The sequence below is a fragment of the Acinetobacter nosocomialis genome, assembly GCF_041021905.1.
In the GTDB taxonomy this organism is placed as follows: Bacteria; Pseudomonadota; Gammaproteobacteria; order Pseudomonadales; family Moraxellaceae; genus Acinetobacter; species Acinetobacter nosocomialis.
Genome location: NZ_CP157432.1, coordinates 2,757,407 through 2,777,976 on the forward strand (window position 1 = coordinate 2,757,407; position 20,570 = coordinate 2,777,976).

Sequence of the window (20,570 nt, forward strand, 5' to 3'; positions counted from 1 at the left end):
AGCCCGCAAGTTTGCGGGCTTTTTTATGAAAAACTTATTTAAAATCAAAATAAACGATTCATACCATTAAGTGCAGCTACACGATATGCTTCAGCCATTGTTGGATAGTTAAACGTCGTTTCAACAAAATATTTCAAGGTATTATTTGGGCTGTGCATAACTGCCTGCCCAATGTGGATAATTTCGGCAGCATTATTACCAAAACAGTGAATACCTAAAACTTCTAAAGTGTCGCGGTGGAAAAGTATCTTCAACTCACCCACGGTATCACCCGTAATTTGTGCACGTGCTAAATGTCGGAAAGATGCCTGTCCCACTTCATATGGAATTTTCTCTTCCGTTAATTCCTGTTCATTCTTACCAATCGAAGAAATTTCAGGAATTGTATAGATACCTGTTGGAATATCACGCACTGGCTTCGCATCTTCACCACTCATGTTCGCACCAGCACAGCGTCCTTGGTCATAAGCAGCTGAAGCAAGTGAAGGCCAACCAATCACATCACCAGCAGCATAGATGTTTTCAACTTCAGTTTGATACTGATCATTTACAGAAAGTTGACCACGACTATTTGGTACTAATCCGACATTTTCAAGGCCCAAACCTTCTGTATTTCCTGAACGGCCATTACACCAAAGAATCGCATCAGCTTTAATCTTTTTACCACTTTGTAAGTGTAAAACAACGTGGTCATCAAACGTTTCAAGATGATCCATTTGCTCGTTGTGGCGAATTAACACTCCTTGCTCACGTAAGTGATAAGACAGAGCATCAGCAATTTCATCATCTAAATAACTTAATAGTTTTTGCTGAGTATTAATTAAATCAACTTTATGGTCTAAACCAATAAAGATTGAAGCATATTCACAGCCAATAACGCCTGCGCCGTAAATAATGATTTTTTGAATTGAATAATCAAGATCAAGAATTTTATCTGAATCAAATACGCGAGGATGGTCAAAGTCGAGACCTTGTGGATGATAAGGACGACTACCTGTCGCAATCACGATTTGCTTACAGATAATTGTTTCTTTAATACCTTCATGGCTAAAAACTAAAACTGTATTTTTATCTTGAATATATGCACGGCCATGGAATACACCGATTTTGTTACGATCATAAAAGCGTGTATGTGTATCAACTTGTTGTTGAATTACTTTGTGTGCATTACGCAAAACCTGCTTCATGGTGAACTGTTTCCATTCACCTACTTTTTGAAACATTGGATCACGTTGATAGCGGATAATACTAGATACTGTTTGACGCAATGCTTTACTTGGAATAGTCCCTACGTGAGCACAGTTACCACCAAGTTGATCACGCACATCTACAATTGCAACACGCTTACCCGCTTTTGCAAGCTTCATTGCCGCGCCTTCACCTGCAGGTCCAGAACCGAGAACTACCGTATCGTACTTAACGAAATTCCCACTAACGACCTCTTTTTTACGTGGCATTGAAAGCTCCTTCCTCTCTTGAATGACCATATTTTATAATAGATTATGACTAATATGCGGTGAATTTATGTATTTCTCAACCCTATATTTCTGAATAACCACATTTATTATATGAATAGTTATTTTCCGCTATTAACCAAAGAACTCCGCTATAATACAATGTCAATGTCTCTATAAACGAGTGGAAAAGTTAAATATGTCAGAACACCGTAAACCTGAACAGGGTGTAAAACTTCGTGGCGCTGAAAAAGTCGCAAGAATTCCTGTAAAAGTTGTACCTACGGTTGAAGTGCCGCGTAAACCTGACTGGATTCGTGTCAAGATGACGGCACCAGAAGAAGTTCAGCGTATTAAAACGACTTTACGTGCTCAAAAACTCCATACCGTTTGTGAAGAAGCAGCTTGTCCTAACTTACCAGAGTGTTTTGGTGGTGGTACAGCAACATTCATGATTATGGGCGATATTTGTACACGTCGTTGCCCGTTCTGTGATGTAGCACATGGTCGTCCAAATGCATTAGACCCTGATGAGCCTCGTCACATGGCAGAGACAATTGCCAATCTTAAGCTCAAATATGCAGTAATTACTTCGGTTGACCGTGATGACTTACTCGACGGCGGTGCACAACACTTTGTGGACTGTATTAAAGAAGCTCGTGCGCTTAGTCCAAATACATTACTCGAAATTTTAGTGCCAGACTTCCGTGGACGTATGGATATTGCTTTACGCATTATGACTGAATGTCCACCAGACGTATTTAACCACAACATTGAGACTGTACCTCGTCTGTATAAAGCCATGCGTCCAGGTTCAGATTACCAACATTCTTTAAACTTATTGAAAATGTTTAAAGAATACTGCCCTGACATTCCAACAAAATGTGGTTTGATGGTAGGTATTGGTGAAACTGAAGAAGAAGTGATTGCATTACTTGATGACTTACGTGCTCACGATGTCGACTATGTGACTATCGGTCAATATTTACAACCTTCTAAACAACACGCGCCAATTGACCGTTTTGTAACACCAGAAGAGTTTGAACGCTATGCAGAGCATGGCCGTAAACTTGGCTTTAGAAATATCTGGTCTGCACCAATGGTTCGTTCAAGTTATTTTGCTGACCGCCAATATCATGGTGAACCAGTACCAGAAGTTCGTCGTAAAGTAGATCCTGCTAAAAAAATCGCGGTTCAGGTCGTCGAAGCTTAATCTAGTAAATCTTTTTAAAAAGCCCTCTAATCTGAGGGCTTTTTATTTGTATAAGAAAATCAATAACATTTCTTGACAAATCGATAAAACAAGCCATTACACATTCATTTAAAAATATCTTATATGTAAAAGCACGATATATCCCTGCTCTAGCATATACATCAATTGCGACATAAAAAATTAAATTTAAACAGCATTAAAAAATTAGCTAGTTAAGCCTTAATCTCTCCTCGCTTTTTTTGTAACTTCCAACTTGAGGGCTTATCTAGCAAGGAGCAAGTATGATTTTCCTACTCTTTGTTTTAAGTATTGTCATTCAGCTCATTGCAATATGGGCAATTTTCTTTTTTAACCTAAACAGGGTCGTTGGCAGTGTTCTTATGATTGCGGTAGCCATACTTACTGCATTCATTTTAACGCCATGGTCATTACTCTTAGGTATTCCTCTTATTGCGCTGAGCATTATCATTTTGTTTAAACCTTTACGGTTTAACTTAATTACTCAACCTGCATATAAAACTCTGGCAAATTCAATGCCGAGCATCAGCACAACCGAACAAGAAGCTTTAGAAGCAGGAACAAGCTGGTGGGAAAAAGAATTGTTTATGGGGACTCCAGACTGGTCGCAATTTGAAAAATATCCCTATCCTACACTTTCACAAGAAGAGCAAAGTTTTATCGATAATGAAGTTGAAGTGCTATGTAGTATGCTTGATGAATGGGAAATTCATCATCAATTAAAAGACCTTCCTCCTGAAGTTTGGCAATTCATTAAAGATAAAGGTTTCTTAGGCCTAATTATTCCAAAATCCTTTGGCGGTAAAGAATTTAGCTCATTTGCTCAAAGTCGTATTATGAGCAAAATTGCCTCACGTTCATTAACCGCAGCAGTGAGTTGTATGGTCCCTAACTCTTTAGGACCCGGCGAACTACTCATGCACTACGGTACTGATGCACAAAAGCAGCAATACTTACCAGGTCTTGCCAAAGGTGAAGAAATTCCATGCTTTGGTTTAACGAGTCCAGAAGCAGGTTCAGATGCAGGCGCAATTCCAGATTCGGGAGTGGTTTGCTACGGCGAATATGAAGGCGCTCAAGTTCTTGGTCTACGCATGAATTTCTCTAAACGCTGGATTACGCTTGCTCCAATTGCCACCGTAGTTGGCTTAGCATTTAAGCTTTATGACCCTGAAGGTCTACTCGGTGATAAAAATAAAACTGAATACGGTATTACCTGCGCACTCATTCCTGCAAGCCATTCAGGTGTGAAAATAGGTGCACGCCATTATCCCGGATCTCCATTTATGAATGGAACAGTAGAAGGTGAAGATGTCTTCATTCCAATTGACTGGATTATTGGCGGACAAGAAAATGCTGGTAAAGGCTGGCGCATGCTGATGGAATGCTTAGGCGTCGGTCGTGGCATTTCCCTTCCAGCATTAGCCACAGCCGCAGGTGAAATGAGCTATTTAACTGTCGGTGCTTTTGCGAGAATTCGTCAACAGTTCAATATTTCTGTCGGCAAATTTGAAGGTGTACAAGAAGCCAGCAGTGAAATTGCCAGTGATGCCTATATGCTTGAAGCATTCCGTTATTTAGTGACATGTGGTTTAAATCAAGGCGGAACCCCTGCCGTGATGACCGCCATGGCAAAATACTATGCAACTGAAACCATGCGCAAAGTGGTTAATCACGGCATGGATATTGCTGGTGGTCGTGGCATTCAGCTTGGGCCCCGCAACTTCCTTGCACTTACCTATCAAGCTATTCCTATTGCAATTACAGTCGAAGGTGCAAATATTTTAACCCGTTCATTAATGATTTTTGGTCAGGGTTCAATGCGCTGTCACCCTTATCTTTTTGAAGAACTACAATTGCTTCAGTCTGATGATAAAGCCAATGCAGTTCAAAAATTCGATGACCTGTTATTTAAACACTTAGCCTATACCTTTAACCGTGGTGCAAAATCATTTGCTTATGGTTGGACAGGTGGTTCAAGTGATGCACCTCAATCATCAGATCAGTTCACTGCGAGTTACTATAAAACGATTAACCGTTTTAGTGCCAACTTCGCACTTGTTTCTGACATGTCGCTTGGCTTACTTGCCGGAGATTTAAAACGTAAAGAAATGCTATCAGGACGTTTAGCCGATATACATGCGCATTTATTTATATCTACTGCAATTTTAAAATTTTATGAAGCTGGGCAAAAAACTGAAGCTGAACAACTGCATGCTAAACTAGCACTACAAAAAGCATTCTTGAATATTCAGGAAGCATTTTGGGGGTTATTTGATAACTTCCCAGCCAAGTTTCCAGCAGCACTTGTAAAATGGATATGTTTCCCGTTAGGCCGCATGATTTCAAAACCTGACGATGAGTTAAAACAACAAGTAGCTGAACTTATGATGGAAGAACACCCATTTAGAGAGCAACTTAAACACCATGTGTACTATTCAACTGAACCTAATGACGTGACTGGACGTCTGGAACATACATTCCAGATTTTAAGAACCATCGAGCCACTTTGGGATAAGTTTAAGAAAGCTGAATCTAAAGGAAAATTTACAGGGCTTACTTTTGAAGAGAATATTGCGCAGGCTACAAAAGAAGGCTTTATTTCTGATAGCGAAGCTCAACAATTGTTGCAATACAACGCAATTCGATTTGACAGCATGCTTACCGATGTTTTTGATGAAAAACTCGACAAGGATTTGCCTTTATCAAACCCTCATCAAATAGTGTGACTGATGCCTCCACCAATTCACTATTGCAATCATTTTTGATTCGCATTAATTAATAAATAACCATAAAAGCGTCACTCGACGCTTTTATTTTTAGGAGAAATTAATGTCTAAGCAAGATTACGAAAATGGATTAAAAGTACGCACAGAAGTAATGGGAGAAGCTTTTGTAAAACGTGCACAAGAAAATACGGTACCCTTTACCCAGCCCTTACAAGACTGGATTAATGAACATGCTTGGGGTTCGACTTGGCAGCGTGAAGGTGTGCTACCACGTAAATATCGCTCATTAATCACTCTAGCAATGTTAACTGCGCTTAAATCTCCTACCGAGCTTAAAGGCCATGTCCGTGGTGCACTCAATAATGGTTGTACAGTGGAAGAAATTCAGGAAACTTTATTGCATAGTTTGCCATATTGCGGCGCTCCTGCTACTCAGGAAGCTTTTCGCGCTGCTTTAGAAGTCATTCAAGAATATCAACAACAATAACTTTAATCTGAGCCAGAACTCTACTGGCTCACTTTGATCTAATTTAATGTAGTCGAATAAATATTTAAATTACGTTCACCAATTATAATAGCCTGACGGCAAATTCCTTCTACATTACGCTGGTTCTCAAAAACTGTTGCCGACATCGGCTCAAAACTATCAAAAAAGCAAATTTCATTTTGATCTATAGAATAAACCAGTGACTGATTACCTACGCCATCTAAAGTGTCGTAGTACACAATCATCATTTTTCCATTATGAATAGCAGCTTGAATATCTTGATAGCTCAAAGCAGATCCTATTGGAATTTTTAGTACCTTTGCTTCTTTATAGCTCATGCGTTCGCTCGGGCTAATATTGGGATCATCATCTGAATAAAAGGACACATCAAAACCAAATTTTTTTAAAGCAACAGCTAAAGCAATCGTATAGGTACCGTCTTGCTCATATCTGCAAACTTTAATCAACTCAGCAACATCAATTTGTACCCCATAATGCTTTAGTACCATCCAAACTGCGAAAACTCCACTGTTTGCCTCGAGGTTTGCCAAAGATTCGGGAATATTTAAGGCCATAATTTAAATCTAAAGTCGTAATTAAGCAGATAATAAACAAAACTGGATTGGCACTAAAAGCTTTTCCAAGTACAATGTTTCGCTAGTCGAGGGATGCTGCGACAAATGATCGGCACTAAAGATCATTTTGCCAGGCTCGACGATCGGTTAAACACTCGTTTTAACCAACAACGGCATCCGCGAACAGAATGATCAATACTATTTTTTCCTAGGAGATCCTGATGAACGCGGTTAATGCTTCATTTACAGATTACAAAGTTGCTGACATCTCACTTGCTGACTACGGTCGTAAAGAAATCAAACTTGCTGAAGCAGAAATGCCAGCTTTGATCGGCTTACGTAAACGCTATGCAGCTTCTAAACCACTTGCTGGCGCAAAAATTCTTGGCTGTATCCACATGACCATTCAAACAGCGGTTCTTATTGAAACGCTTGTTGAATTAGGTGCTGAAGTTCGCTGGACATCTTGCAACATTTTCTCTACTCAAGACCATGCTGCTGCTGCAATTGCTGCTCGCGGTATTCCAGTTTTTGCTTGGAAAGGTGAAACTGAAGAAGAATATGTATGGTGCTTAGAACAACAGATCAATGTAAATGGTCAACCTTGGGATGCCAACATGATTTTGGACGATGGCGGTGACTTAACTGCTCTTGTTCATGAAAAATATCCTGCTCTTTTAGAACGTATTCACGGTATTACCGAAGAAACAACTACAGGTGTTCAACGTCTTATCGAAATGTGGAAAGACGGCACTTTAAAAGTACCTGCAATTAACGTAAATGACTCGGTTACTAAGTCTAAAAACGACAACAAATATGGTTGCCGTCACTCATTAAATGACGCGATCAAACGTGCAACAGATATGTTGTTATCTGGCCGCCGTGCGCTTGTGATCGGTTACGGTGACGTAGGTAAAGGTTCTGCTCAATCTTTACGTCAAGAAGGCATGATCGTTCGTGTCACAGAAGTTGACCCAATTTGTGCAATGCAAGCATGTATGGACGGCTATGAAGTTGTATCTCCATACAAAAACGGCGTACAAACAGGTAAAAAAGAAGATATTAACCACGATCTTCTTGGCAACACTGACCTTGTTGTAACAACGACTGGTAACTACCACGTGTGTGATGCCGCAATGCTAGACAGCTTAAAAGCTGGTGCAGTTGTATGTAACATCGGTCACTTCGACACAGAAATCGATACAGCTTATTTACGTGGTTACAAGTGGGTTGAAGTTAAGCCACAAGTTCACCAAGTTTATCGTTCAGAAGACGAAAACAACTACCTTATCCTTCTTTCTGAAGGTCGCCTTGTAAACTTAGGTAATGCAACTGGTCACCCATCACGTGTAATGGATGGTTCTTTTGCTAACCAAGTTTTAGGCCAAATTCACTTATTCCAAGAGAAATTTGCTGACCTTCCTGCAAGCGAAAAAGCTGCAAAAATTCGCGTAGAAGTTCTTCCTAAGAAACTTGACGAAGAAGTTGCTGCAGCAATGGTTGCAGGTTTCGGTGGTGTACTTACTCAGTTAACTCAAGAGCAAGCCGATTATTTAGGTGTTGCTGTTGAGGGACCATTCAAATCTGACGCTTACAAATACTAAGAACTTAAGGGCAGACGGTGAACCGACTGCCCTTTTTTCTAAAAATGTTTCGCTGTTTACAAGGATTTGACATGACTAAACGTACACCTATTTCTTTTGAGTTTTTCCCGCCAAAAACTGATGCCGGTGCTGAAAAACTTCGTATTGTTCACCAAGAATTACAGCTATTAAATCCAGAGTTTTTCTCGATTACTTATGGCGCTGGTGGTTCTACTCGCGAACGTACACTTGCCGCTATTGAAGATTTCAACGGTAAAGGCACTCCTGTTGCCCCTCACCTTTCTTGTATTGGTGATGATAAGACGCGTATTGCTGAACTACTCGATTTATATAAAGCTCAAGGCATTGACCGTATTGTCGCTTTACGTGGCGACTTACCATCTGGACAGGTTGGTCTTGGCGAGCTTCCTTATGCTCAAGACTTAGTACGTTTTATTCGTGAGCACTCAGGTGATCATTTTCATATTGAAGTTGCAGCTTACCCAGAAATGCATCCTCAAGCTGAAAGCCTTGATTCAGACATCCAACGTTTTATTGAAAAAGTACAAGCTGGTGCCAATGCTGGAATTACCCAATTCTTCTTTAATCCAGATTCATACTTTTATTTTATGGAGCGTTTGGAAAAAGCTGGAATTAACATTCCGGTAGCTCCTGGTATCATGCCGATTACCAATGCAAGCAACTTAATTCGCTTTGCAGATGGTACTGGTGCTGAAATTCCTCGCTGGATCCGTAAGCAGTTACAAGCCTATGGCGATGACAGCGAAAGTATTAAAGCTTTTGGTCATGAAGTGGTTGTTAAGCTATGCGAACGCCTGATTGCAGGTGGTGCACCAAGCTTGCACTTCTATTCAATGAACCAAGTCGAACCAACTCGTCAACTTGTTGTTGATCTTGGTTTAAATTAATTTTGTAAGGCGTACCCAATGAATCGTTTTTTTATCGAAACTGAACTTACAGTTGGCTCAACAATTCAGCTGACTGAATCGGTATTCCATCATTGGGTACGTGTTTTACGTGCACAACTACAAGAACAAGCGACTCTATTTAATGGACAAGGCGGAGAATATCTCGCAACATTGACCGAAATTAATAAAAAAAATGCATTTGTCACAATTGAGAGTTTTAATCCTGCAAACCGTAACGCTCCTTTTAAAGCTATTCTTGGTCAGGTCATGAGTAAAGGTGACCGAATGGATTATGCTATTCAGAAAGCCACTGAACTTGGTGTTAGCAAAATTCAGCTTTTAACCAGTGAACGTTGTGAAATGCGCTTGAAATATGACCGAGACCAAAAAAAATTAGACCATTGGCAAGCTGTTGCGATTGCAGCATGTGAGCAATGTGGACTTAACTTAGTCCCAGAAGTTTTAGCCCCTATTTCGCTTAATGAATGGCTAAGCTCTTCTGAACTTCCTGTATCTAAATTTGTTTTAGCTCCTGAAAAAGAACAAAAAGATGTATTGTCAGGGATTCAGCCTGAACTTGCCCTATTAATTGGACCAGAGGGTGGTTTAAGCGAAAATGAAATTACGCAAGCGAATCAAGCTGGTTTTATGAACTGGTGTATTGGAGATCGTGTATTACGCACTGAAACTGCACCTGTTGTGGCATTATCTATTTTAAATTATCGGTTTTTATCCATATAAACTAATTGAACATTGATTAAATCAACAATTAAAGTTAACTTACTTTTACTGTATGAATATTAATTTAAATTTTTTTCCACTGATAAATCAGATTCTTTCTGTATAAATGTAAAAAAATAGGATAGAAAAATCTTATGTCTGGCCTTCAGGAAGAATATTTACAGCATCAAACAAAAATTGAACAGCTCCGGCTCTCAATTCAATATATTCGCTGGTATCTGATTAGCCTAATATTACTTTGCCTAATTTCAGCCCTTATTTTCTCTTGTTACTTTACTTCTTACATTACAAAATTTATTTGGTCAATTGGCTTTACCGTTTTAATTTTTACCTGTCTATTATTTATTCCAAAACTTTTAACACAATATCGCGATATTAATTTTATTAAAAAAACTGATTTGACCCTGCAAGCTATTTGTTTGCTCTCTGGAATTTTAATGGGAATAAATATAATTGTTCTTCATTTTTCGCTTCCAGCTAGCTTAATCTCCGTATCCGATGTTCATATCCTAATCGCCCTATTTATTACTTCAGCACACATTATTGGTCTTACTTTTTTAACTCAGCAGCCCCGATATTTTTATTTACTCTTTATTCCAAGTACAGTTCCACTCCTTATTAGTCAATTTACCCATTCTCAAGTCACCCAACTTCCTTTTTACTTTGCTTATAACTTAGCCTTTGTAGCAACTTTGCTTTGTGCATATGCAACTCAACGTAACTATCAAAAAATTTCTCAACTATTATTTAAAAATAAGCAACTTGTACAAGTCGCAGAACAGCATACTCAATGGGCTGAAGAGTTATGTGTACAGCTCCAACAAGAAGTAAATAAATCCAAAGATATTGAAGCACAGCTTCAATTTAATAATCATTTACTCGAACAAAAAGTACGTGAGAGAACATACGACTTAACCAAAATGAATGAGAGGCTTGAAAGTCATCGTCATAATTTAGCATTTGCCCATGAAACTGCAGGTATTCGACCGTGGGACTGGGATATTGAAAAACAAAAACTAGAAATCACTTTTTTTGATCAACAAAAACAAACGCAAAATACCTCTTTACATCTCAAAGCCATATTAGAGCGTATTCATCCGAATGACCGAAAATTATTTGATGAACGTTTAAAAGAACATTTGGAAGGAAAATCTGATCATTTCAATATTACTTTTCGTATTTTACGTCGTAATGGCTCTTGGCGCTGGATTCATGATGTAGGGCGTGTCATTAGCCGTGATCCTAAAACCAATAAAGCTTTACGCATGGTTGGAATGACCAGAGATATTCATCAGGAAAAAAAAGATCAAGAGCATTTAAGACTCTGCGCTATTGTGCTTGAACAAGCTGCTGAAGGAATTTTCATTCTAGATGAAAAACTTAATTATATTGATGTTAATCCTTATTATGAAAAATTAACTGGTTTTTCGAAATCTGAGTTATTAAATCAGCAGTTATTTAACATCGCAATAAATCAGAAATTGCAGCAACAACAGTTTCATGACTCGATTACTCAACAACTTCTTAAAACTGGTGAATATATGGGCCAGTTTGATGAAAAATTTGCTTCGGGTAAGAGTGTTTATTTATGGCTTCATATTAATGCAGTTAAAGATGAACACAATCAAGTCATTAATTATATTGGTTTTGCACGTGATTTAACTGAGCAAAAACGCCAAGAGCAACATTTATCTTATTTAAAAAATTATGATAGTTTAACTCACCTTCCTAACCGTTTTTATTATTACAATCAATTACATCAATATTTAGTCAATCCTTCTTATAGTTTTAAAAATCTGGCATTAATTCGAATTAATATTGATAGATTTAGAGCATTTAATGAGTTCTTAAATAATGATAGTGGTGACGAACTACTGAAACAATTTGCACAGCGTCTACGTCTCACCAATATTAATGCTATTTTAGTCGCTTATTTAAATGGGGACGATTTTGCGATTATTTATGAAATATCACCGATTCACCCAAATATTGAGCAATATTGTCAAAATATATTACAAGCTTTGAATGCACCTTTTTATATTGATCAGCAGGAATATTTTATTACAGCATCTATTGGAGTCGCTTGTTTTCCAGAACATGGCAGACAAGTTGACCATCTTAACAACCACGCTGAACAAGCATTGTCAGAAGCAAAACGTCTGGGCGGCAATACTATTAGCTATTATTGTAATAAAACAACAAATCCATATAAGACAGCCGATTTAGAACAAGAACTCCGTAAAGCCATTCAAAATGATGAGTTCGTTGTTTATTACCAACCGAAAATTAATTTAAATGACAAATCAGTTAAGGGTTTTGAAGCTTTAATTCGCTGGCAACATCCTGAAAAAGGACTAGTTATGCCAAATATGTTTATTCCTTTTGCTGAACGTAGTAGCCTTATTTCTGATATCGGTAAAGTCGTTTTAGATAAAGTCGGCAAACAATTACAAGAATGGAAAAAAGCTGGCTATACAGATATCCAAGTCTCGGTAAATATTGTTGCCCAACAAATTCATCGAGGCCTTTTACTCAATGACTTGGATGAGTTTTTAGAACAATATCAGTTAGATGGTTCAAATTTAGAGCTAGAAATTACCGAATCGGCTTTATTAGACAATACTGATAATGTGAAAAAATTATTGCATTCAATTAAAGAACGCAATATTTCAATTGCACTCGATGATTTTGGTACAGGTTATTCATCTTTAGCTTATCTAACAGAGTACCCAATCGATATTTTGAAAATAGATCGAGCCTTTATTTCTAAAATTGGTGATCAAAAACAAGAAGCGATTGTCAATGCTATGATTGCGATGGGCAAAAGTATGGGATTAAAACTGGTTGCTGAAGGTGTTGAAACTGAGGAACAAGTCATTTATCTACAAAAACAACAATGTGATTTTTTACAAGGCTATTTCTTTAGTCGCCCACTCCATCCAAATCAGATTATTCAATATCTACAATCAAATACGTATATTTCATAATTGTTTTAACAGTCTATTTTACATGCGCTGGTTTTTCCAAAAATGAGCGTTTTTGACTGTGAGAAATAAAGAAGTAGTGTTATATTCTTTAGCATTTAGCTCACTACGGGGCTATTGGCAATTCGTCTACTATTCTCTTAATTGGTAAAAATTAAAGCAAAGTAAACGAAATGAGTTGCCTCCCCCTAAATGAGTGATTTGACTAGTTTGCTTTTTTGTATCAAATAGAGACTCAGATGGACGATCAATCTTTAAAACAGGCCGCTTTAAATTACCACGAATATCCAAATCCAGGGAAAATCAGCGTCACGCCTAGTAAGCAACTCGTCAACCAACGAGATTTGGCTCTAGCTTATTCACCAGGGGTTGCTGCTCCATGTTTAGAGATTGAACGTGATCCTTCAGCTGCTGCAAAATACACAGCGCGTGGTAACTTAGTTGCTGTTGTCAGTAACGGTACTGCGGTTCTTGGTTTAGGTAACATCGGTCCATTAGCTTCTAAACCGGTAATGGAAGGTAAAGGCGTTCTGTTTAAAAAGTTCGCTGGTGTTGATGTATTTGATATTGAAATTGCTGAAAACGATCCAGATAAAATCGTTGATATTGTTGCTTCATTAGAACCAACTTTTGGCGGCATTAACCTTGAAGATATCAAAGCACCAGAATGTTTCTATATTGAGAAGAAACTTCGTGAACGCATGAAAATTCCTGTGTTCCATGATGACCAACACGGTACAAGTATTATTGTAGGTTCAGCATTATTAAATGCTTTACAAATCGTTAATAAGAAAATTGAAGAAATCAAAATCGTTGCTTCAGGTGCAGGTGCTGCTGCCCTTTCTTGTTTAGATTTACTTTGCGCGTTAGGCGTAAATAAAGAAAATATCATTGTTGCCGATTCTCGTGGTTTACTTACGACTTCACGTGAAGGCTTAGATGAATCTAAAAAGCGTTATGTACAAGACATTAAAGCGACTCAATTACATGAAGTAATGGCTGGCGCAGATATGTTCTTAGGTCTTTCAGCTGCAGGTATTCTCACCAAAGATATGGTGAAACAAATGGCTGAAAATCCAATTATTTTTGCATTAGCAAACCCAGATCCAGAAATTCTGCCTGAACATGCACATGAAGTACGTCCTGATGTCATTATGGCAACTGGTCGTTCGGACTACCCGAACCAAGTAAACAATGCGTTATGTTTCCCTTATATCTTCCGCGGTGCACTTGACGTAGGTGCTACAACAATTAACGAAGATATGAAAATTGCATGTGTACACGCAATTGCACGTATGGCTCACGTAGAAGCTGACGCAGCTACTTATGGTGAAAAATCTGCTTCATTTGGTCGTGACTACTTAATTCCACGCCCACTTGATCAACGCTTAATTTTAGAAATCGCACCTGCTGTTGCTAAAGCAGCAATGGATTCAGGTGTTGCAACTCGTCCTATCGAAGATTTCTCTGCATATCGTCAAAAACTTTCTGAGTTTGTTTATAACTCAGCATTCTTGATGAAACCAATCTTTGCTCAAGCAAAAACAGATCCTAAACGTATTGCATATGCTGAAGGCGAAGATGAGCGCGTATTACGTGCTGTTCAAATTGCAGTTGATGAAGATTTAGCTAAACCAATTTTAGTTGGTCGTACTGCAGTCATTGAAGCAAACATCAAAAAATTAGGTCTACGTTTACAACACGGTGTAAATATTGAGATTGTAGATCAAGAACAAAACCCGATGTATGAAGAGTTTTGGAAAGACTACTACCAAACAATGCAACGTAAAGGCATTACTGTTGAATATGCTCAACGTGAAGCTCGCCGTCGCTCAACTTTAATTGCATCTCTTCTGGTTAAATTCGGCAAAGCAGATGGTATGTTATGTGGTACGTACAGTAGCTATAACATTCACCTTGACTTTGTGCGTAACGTTATTGGTCTTAAAGAAGGTATGAACAACTTCTTCACGCTCAATGCATTAATGCTTGAAGACCGTAACTTGTTTATTGCTGATACGTATGTAAACACTAACCCGACTGCCGAACAACTTGCTGAAATGACAATCTTAGCAGCTGAAGAAGTACGTCGCTTTGGTATTACACCACGCGTAGCTTTACTTTCTCACTCAAGTTTCGGTAGCGACCAGACTGATTCAAGCGCTCAAAAAATGCGTGAAGTTTATCGTATTTTATCTGAGCAAGCTCCTGAGCTTGAAGTTGAAGGTGAAATGCATGGTGATGCAGCGTTAGACGAAAGCATTCGTCAATATGCTTTCCCAGGTTCACGTTTCAAAGGTTCAGCAAACTTGCTTATTATGCCGAACCTAGATGCAGCAAACATTTCATTTAACTTGTTAAAAGCAACTTCTGGTAACAACGTTACAATTGGTCCAATTTTGCTAGGTGCTGCTAAACCAGTTCATATTTTGACACCTACAGCGACGACTCGCCGCCTTATCAATATGACTGCTTTAACTGTTGCTGAAATTCAACAACAAGAAAAGTAATTTAGAAACTGCTTTTTACGAAAAGCATCTCTAATCACTTGAGAAAACCTCTATTCTGTAGCATGATTGCTTGAAGAATAGAGGTTTTTTCATGCAAGTGTATTTAGTAGGCGGTGCCGTCCGAGATTTTTTACTTGGGCATCCCTATCAAGAAAAAGACTATGTTGTTGTCGGTGCAACGCCGGAACACATGCTCGCCCAAGGTTTCCAGCCTGTAGGCAAAGATTTCCCTGTGTTTCTTCATCCTCAAACCAAAGAAGAATACGCACTTGCACGAACCGAACGAAAGTCTGGTCAGGGATATCATGGGTTTCAATTCTTTACTGATACAACCGTAAGTTTAGAAGACGACTTAATTCGCCGTGACTTAACAATTAATGCAATTGCCATGGATCAAGATGGCAAAATATATGATCCATATGGTGGTCAAAGCGACTTAGAAAATAAAATTCTACGTCATGTTTCAGAAGCATTTGCTGAGGATCCCCTACGGGTTTTGCGTGTCGCTCGTTTTGCTGCACGATATTTTCCATATGGTTTTCAAATTGCGCCAGAGACTTTGCAACTTATGCAAACCATGGCAGAGTCAGGTGAACTGGATGCATTAACACCAGAGCGTGTTTGGAAAGAGACCTCTCGCGCTTTAATGGAAACTCATGCAGATATTTATTTTCAAACTTTGCGTGATTGTGGCGCATTAAAACATCTTTTTCCTGAAATTGATGCTTTATTTGGTGTACCTCAACGTCCTGAATATCATCCTGAAGTAGATTGTGGCGTTCATACCCTTATGTCATTACAACAAGCTTGTAAATCGAATTACTCACTCGATGTACGTTTTGCTGTTTTAGTGCATGATTTAGGTAAGGCTCTTACTCCAGCCGATGAGCTTCCTCGTCATATCATGCATGAAGAACGTGGAATTAAACCAGTTACTCAATTATGTGAACGTTTAAGAGTCCCAACGCAAACCAAGCAGTTGGCATTATCAGTGTGTAAAGAGCATTTAAAATGCCACCAGATTATGTCATTAAAGCCAGGTACTTTATGGCGTCTATTACAACGCTTAGATGTTTTACGTCGTCCAGAAAGAGTAGAAGCTTTTGTCCAAGCCTGTGAATGTGATGCAAAAGGCAGATTAGGGCTAGAAGATCGTCCGTATCCTCAAGCTCAATATATGCGTGAAGCGATGCAAATTGTTCGCTCTATTAAAGTTCAGGATTTACCAGAGAACATTAAGGGTGCAGAAATTGGTGAAATGCTCATTCAATATCGAATTGAGGCTTTAGCTGAGTTTAAAAATCAACATCAAAGCCTTAGCCATTCTTAATCAGTAGTCATAAAAAAAGCCTCATCTTGAGGCTTTTTTTATTGAGGTTTTAACGTTTAGGAAGCGGGATATACTGAGATTGAGTATTTTGCGCTTTTCGCTCGCCCACAGTCACAACAAAGTTTTGTTGTTTACCATCTCGTTCAACCAATACATTAATTTCACTATTTGGCGCCTGTAAAGCAACGTAGTTAATCAAATGAGAAGCCGAAGTAATCGGTTCATTATTCACCTGAACAATTTTATCGCCCACTTTAATACCAGCAGAAGCCGCTGGACCATTTTTTAATACATCAGCAACGATTACACCAACTGGTGGTTTTGGTGCCAATACATCGTCTTGTGTAGGTGGTAGTAAACTAATACCTAACCAACCACGAACCACACGGCCATCTTTTAAAATTGAGTTGAGAACTTGTTGACAAACCTTCGCAGGAATAGCGAAACCAATACCTAAAGAACCACCTGATTGTGAAAAAATAGCCGTATTCACACCAATCAAGTTACCAGCAACATCAATTAAGGCTCCCCCTGAATTTCCAGGGTTAATTGCTGCATCAGTTTGAATAAAGTCTTCATAGGTATTAATACCTAAATCTGATCGACCTGTCGCTGAAACAATACCTTGAGTTACCGTTTGTCCTACACCAAACGGGTTACCAATTGCTAAAACAACATCACCCACTTCATTACCACTCAATTTAAATGGCAATACTGGCAGTTTATCTAAATCGATTTTAATAACTGCCAAATCTGTATCTGGGTCAGTCCCCACAATTGTAGCTTCTGCACGACGTCCGTCATGTAAAGCAACTACGATCTGGTCAGCTTGGGCAATCACATGGTTGTTGGTAAGAATATAACCATCAGCACGAACAATAACCCCTGAACCTAAGCTATTTTCATTTTGCTGTTGTTGTTCAGGAACCTGATTTCCAAAAAATTCACGGAAAACCGGATCACTTAATAAAGGATGATTTTGTTTAACTTTCTGGGTCGTAAAAATATTAACAACTGCCGGCGCTGCAACTTTTACCGCAGCACTATAAGATACCACCCCACCCGTTCGAGAAGTATTCACCAGAGGCTCAACTTTCTCAGCAGGCATTTGCACCCCATCAACTGCAACAGTTGGTTTCGGCTGATGGTATTTTTGCCATGCAATAAAACTGGCAATTACAATAATAAGTAACACCCAAGGTAACCATGTAAAGGTGCGGCGCACGTTCATATCCTCTACGCAAAGAAGTTTTTAATTAAATTAATATATTGAACAAAAAGAGTTTTCAGTTAAGCATTTTAAATTAAATATGTCGATATACATAAAAAAGTCAAAAAAGATTTGTCTAGCTTTAGTTACACAACAAAATATGTTTCTATAGCTTTAGCAACTTTTACTACTCAATTCAGGAAATATCATGGCAAATTTGCATGAAATTATTCAGTGGTGCGACCAAACCTTAAAAGCAGCAGAGTTTAAAGATTACGCACCAAATGGCCTGCAAATTGAAGGTTCAACTGAAGTAAAACGTATTGTTTGTGCAGTGACTGCTTCTGAAGATGCAATTGATGCAGCTATTGCTCAAAATGCCGATCTATTACTTGTACACCACGGTTATTTTTGGAAAGGCGAACCGTATCCTATTACTGGTATGCGAGGCAACCGCATTAAAAAACTCATTCAAAATAATATTTCATTAGTCGCTTATCATCTACCTTTAGATGCACACCCATCTTTAGGCAATAATATCGCCATTGCAGAAAAGCTAAACTTGCAAAGCTTAGAACCACTCGATTTAACCGAGAAACACCCAATTGGTAATATTGGTTATTTAGAACAAGCACTTTCTGTAGATGACTTTAAAGCAAAACTACAAAACAGTTTTGATTTTAAAGTGATTCACTTACCAGCCGAGAAGAAAACGATTCAAAAAGTAGGTTTCTGTACAGGCGGTGCTCAGGATTTTATTGCTAAAGCTGCTTTGCAAAATTGTGATGCTTATATTTCAGGGGAAGTCAGTGAACGAACTTTTTACGAAGCAAAAGAATTAGGTGTTCATTATTTTGCCTGTGGTCACCATGCAACCGAACGTTATGGAGTTCAACGTTTGGCACAAGCCATTTCAAAACAGTTCACAGTTGAATCTGAATATTTTGAATTGAATAATCCGATTTAATTAAGTCTTTTTTTCAATCTGTGTTATGCGTATTAATTAGATCTTTATTGTGTATAGTTCTTTAAAACGATGCCCTATTGTTAACAGAATCATTTACAATAGAGCCACTTAATATTGTATAACCCAGCAAATGCAAGGAATAGGAACATGACAACCATTACTTTACCTGCACTTCCATATGGCTATGATGATTTAGCGCCACATATCAGTAAAGAAACTTTAGAATACCATCACGACAAACACCATAACACCTATGTTGTTAACTTAAACAACTTAATCAAAGGCACTGACCTTGAAGGTAAAACTTTAGAAGAAATCATCAAAGCAACTGCTGGTGACGCATCTAAAGCTGGTATTTTCAACAATGCTGCTCAAGTTTGGAACCACACTTTCTACTGGAACAGCATGAAGCCAAATGGTGGTGGTAAACCTACTGGCGCAATCGCTGCTAAAATCGACGAAGCTTTTGGTAGCTACGAAAAATTTGCAGAAGAATTTACTGCTGCTGCAACAACTCAATTCGGTTCAGGTTGGGCTTGGTTAGTTGCTGATGAAGTAAACGGTAAACTTTCTATTACTAAAACTTCAAATGCAGACACTCCACTTGCACATGGTCAAATTGCTGTATTAACAATTGACGTATGGGAACATGCTTACTACATCGATTTCCGTAACTTACGTCCTAAATACATCGCAACTTTCTTAGAAAGCCTTGTGAACTGGGACTATGCAAATGCAAAACTTGCAGGTCAGCCAGCTGGTGTAGAGAAATAATTTTATTTCTTTATAAAAAAACCACCCTCTTTAGGGTGGTTTTTTTATTTTTAAGGCAACAAAAGCATATTAATCAAGCAAACGATTCATTTTCTTTAATATTCTTATTGACGCTTTTAGATTTCATCCATAAAATGCGCATCAGATTCTCCAATAGCTCAGTCGGTAGAGCGACGGACTGTTAATCCGCAGGTCCCTGGTTCGAGCCCAGGTTGGAGAGCCATCTACTAATCTCCCATAGCTCAGTCGGTAGAGCGACGGACTGTTAATCCGCAGGTCCCTGGTTCGAGCCCAGGTGGGAGAGCCAAGATTCTAAAAGCCCGCATTTATTGCGGGTTTTTTCTTTTCTAATCATCTAATAACTTTCTATTATTTTGAATAAAATCAATGTTTCGTGTATTTTTAAGCCAAACGATTAGATATTCTCACTAATTCTGCTATTAAGGCTTGACCCAGCCCCCTTTCCTGCCTAAAATCCTTTTCCAGATTCTCCCATAGCTCAGTCGGTAGAGCGACGGACTGTTAATCCGCAGGTCCCTGGTTCGAGCCCAGGTGGGAGAGCCAAGATTCTTAAAAACCCACTCATTACGAGTGGGTTTTTATTTGTATGATGTTGTCACATGTTCGAATCGAGTCACTTATTTTTTATTGTTTTAGGTTGCTTAAGCACCTGTATTTTTCTTATTGTTTGTTTACGTCCCTATTTATTCCCAAAACAAAAATTCTTTGCTCGTCCTGTTATTACTAATTTTGAAACTCAAATGTTTATACGTCTAAAACAGAGTTTCCCAACTTGCCATGTTTTAGCTCAAGTGGCGTTTAGCGCATTAATCACCAGCAATGACTATAAGGTTCGTAGCCAGTTCAATCGTAAAGTTACCGACTTTGTTTTGCTTAATGACAAAATGGAAGTAATTGCTATTATTGAGTTAGATGACCCTACTCACCTTGAAAAAGCAGAAGAAGACCGTCTACGCGATCAAATGCTGACAGAAGCCGGATATATCGTAAAACGTTATACAAGCATACCGAGCGTACGCCAACTACAAAGAGATATTCATTGAAC

Annotated in this window: 15 protein-coding genes and 3 tRNA genes; 15 read left to right on the top strand and 3 right to left on the bottom strand. The window is 38.5% G+C overall.

The features are described from left to right. Positions 1-44: 44 nt before the first annotated feature. Positions 45-1,457: a Si-specific NAD(P)(+) transhydrogenase gene (sthA, locus tag ABLC00_RS12895; protein ID WP_002052850.1), complete on the bottom strand. Its 1,413-nt coding sequence runs from the start codon at positions 1,455-1,457 to the stop codon at positions 45-47. Between the two features lie 196 nt (positions 1,458-1,653). Here sthA and lipA point away from each other — a divergent pair, with 196 nt between their 5' ends. From lipA to ABLC00_RS12910, 3 genes are all read left to right on the top strand, one after another. Further along, the gene (lipA, locus tag ABLC00_RS12900; protein ID WP_001289255.1) at positions 1,654-2,667 is read left to right on the top strand and encodes a lipoyl synthase; all 1,014 of its coding nucleotides are present in this window, start codon (positions 1,654-1,656) and stop codon (positions 2,665-2,667) included. A 281-nt stretch (positions 2,668-2,948) separates the two neighbouring features. Next, the gene (locus ABLC00_RS12905) at positions 2,949-5,414 is read left to right on the top strand and encodes an acyl-CoA dehydrogenase (RefSeq protein WP_004886155.1); all 2,466 of its coding nucleotides are present in this window, start codon (positions 2,949-2,951) and stop codon (positions 5,412-5,414) included. A 103-nt stretch (positions 5,415-5,517) separates the two neighbouring features. Then, positions 5,518-5,901 carry a carboxymuconolactone decarboxylase family protein gene (locus tag ABLC00_RS12910; protein WP_000043121.1) on the top strand — a complete coding sequence of 128 codons (384 nt, stop codon included), beginning with the start codon at positions 5,518-5,520 and terminating at the stop codon, positions 5,899-5,901. 38 nt (positions 5,902-5,939) lie between these two features. Here ABLC00_RS12910 and ABLC00_RS12915 read toward each other — a convergent pair whose 3' ends face one another. Beyond that, positions 5,940-6,476 carry a cysteine peptidase family C39 domain-containing protein gene (locus tag ABLC00_RS12915; RefSeq protein ID WP_004886152.1) on the bottom strand — a complete coding sequence of 179 codons (537 nt, stop codon included), beginning with the start codon at positions 6,474-6,476 and terminating at the stop codon, positions 5,940-5,942. Positions 6,477-6,697: 221 nt separating this feature from the next. On the opposite strand from ABLC00_RS12915, the gene ahcY reads away from it, so the two are divergent. From ahcY to ABLC00_RS12945, 6 genes are all read left to right on the top strand, one after another. After that, entirely contained in the window at positions 6,698-8,080 is a 1,383-nt protein-coding gene (gene ahcY / locus ABLC00_RS12920; RefSeq protein WP_000994845.1) for an adenosylhomocysteinase, read from the top strand. A gap of 71 nt (positions 8,081-8,151) precedes the next feature. Next, a complete protein-coding gene (metF, locus tag ABLC00_RS12925) occupies positions 8,152-8,988 on the top strand; it encodes a methylenetetrahydrofolate reductase [NAD(P)H] (RefSeq protein WP_004707740.1) in 837 nt (278 codons plus the stop codon). Positions 8,989-9,006: 18 nt separating this feature from the next. Continuing rightward, entirely contained in the window at positions 9,007-9,729 is a 723-nt protein-coding gene (locus tag ABLC00_RS12930) for a 16S rRNA (uracil(1498)-N(3))-methyltransferase (protein WP_004886148.1), read from the top strand. A gap of 134 nt (positions 9,730-9,863) precedes the next feature. After that, positions 9,864-12,716 (top strand): bifunctional diguanylate cyclase/phosphodiesterase, encoded by a 2,853-nt coding sequence (locus ABLC00_RS12935; protein WP_006580666.1) that lies wholly within the window; start codon positions 9,864-9,866, stop codon positions 12,714-12,716. A gap of 236 nt (positions 12,717-12,952) precedes the next feature. After that, positions 12,953-15,223 carry an NADP-dependent malic enzyme gene (locus ABLC00_RS12940; RefSeq protein ID WP_002052468.1) on the top strand — a complete coding sequence of 757 codons (2,271 nt, stop codon included), beginning with the start codon at positions 12,953-12,955 and terminating at the stop codon, positions 15,221-15,223. Positions 15,224-15,314: 91 nt separating this feature from the next. After that, positions 15,315-16,553 (top strand): multifunctional CCA addition/repair protein, encoded by a 1,239-nt coding sequence (locus tag ABLC00_RS12945; RefSeq protein WP_002052620.1) that lies wholly within the window; start codon positions 15,315-15,317, stop codon positions 16,551-16,553. Between the two features lie 49 nt (positions 16,554-16,602). Here the strand turns inward: ABLC00_RS12945 and ABLC00_RS12950 are convergent, their stop codons facing one another. Then, positions 16,603-17,778 carry a S1C family serine protease gene (locus ABLC00_RS12950; RefSeq protein WP_002052780.1) on the bottom strand — a complete coding sequence of 392 codons (1,176 nt, stop codon included), beginning with the start codon at positions 17,776-17,778 and terminating at the stop codon, positions 16,603-16,605. A 193-nt stretch (positions 17,779-17,971) separates the two neighbouring features. Here ABLC00_RS12950 and ABLC00_RS12955 point away from each other — a divergent pair, with 193 nt between their 5' ends. From ABLC00_RS12955 to ABLC00_RS12980, 6 genes are all read left to right on the top strand, one after another. Next, a complete protein-coding gene (locus ABLC00_RS12955; protein WP_004886136.1) occupies positions 17,972-18,730 on the top strand; it encodes a Nif3-like dinuclear metal center hexameric protein in 759 nt (252 codons plus the stop codon). Positions 18,731-18,877: 147 nt separating this feature from the next. Then, positions 18,878-19,504 (top strand): superoxide dismutase, encoded by a 627-nt coding sequence (locus tag ABLC00_RS12960; RefSeq protein ID WP_000208083.1) that lies wholly within the window; start codon positions 18,878-18,880, stop codon positions 19,502-19,504. Positions 19,505-19,651: 147 nt separating this feature from the next. Further along, positions 19,652-19,727 (top strand) — tRNA-Asn (locus tag ABLC00_RS12965). An 8-nt stretch (positions 19,728-19,735) separates the two neighbouring features. Further along, positions 19,736-19,811 (top strand) — tRNA-Asn (locus tag ABLC00_RS12970). Positions 19,812-19,992: 181 nt separating this feature from the next. Continuing rightward, positions 19,993-20,068 (top strand) — tRNA-Asn (locus ABLC00_RS12975). A 56-nt stretch (positions 20,069-20,124) separates the two neighbouring features. Then, on the top strand, positions 20,125-20,568 hold the full coding sequence (locus ABLC00_RS12980) for a DUF2726 domain-containing protein (RefSeq protein WP_004886134.1): 444 nt from the start codon (positions 20,125-20,127) through the stop codon (positions 20,566-20,568). Positions 20,569-20,570 lie beyond the last annotated feature (2 nt).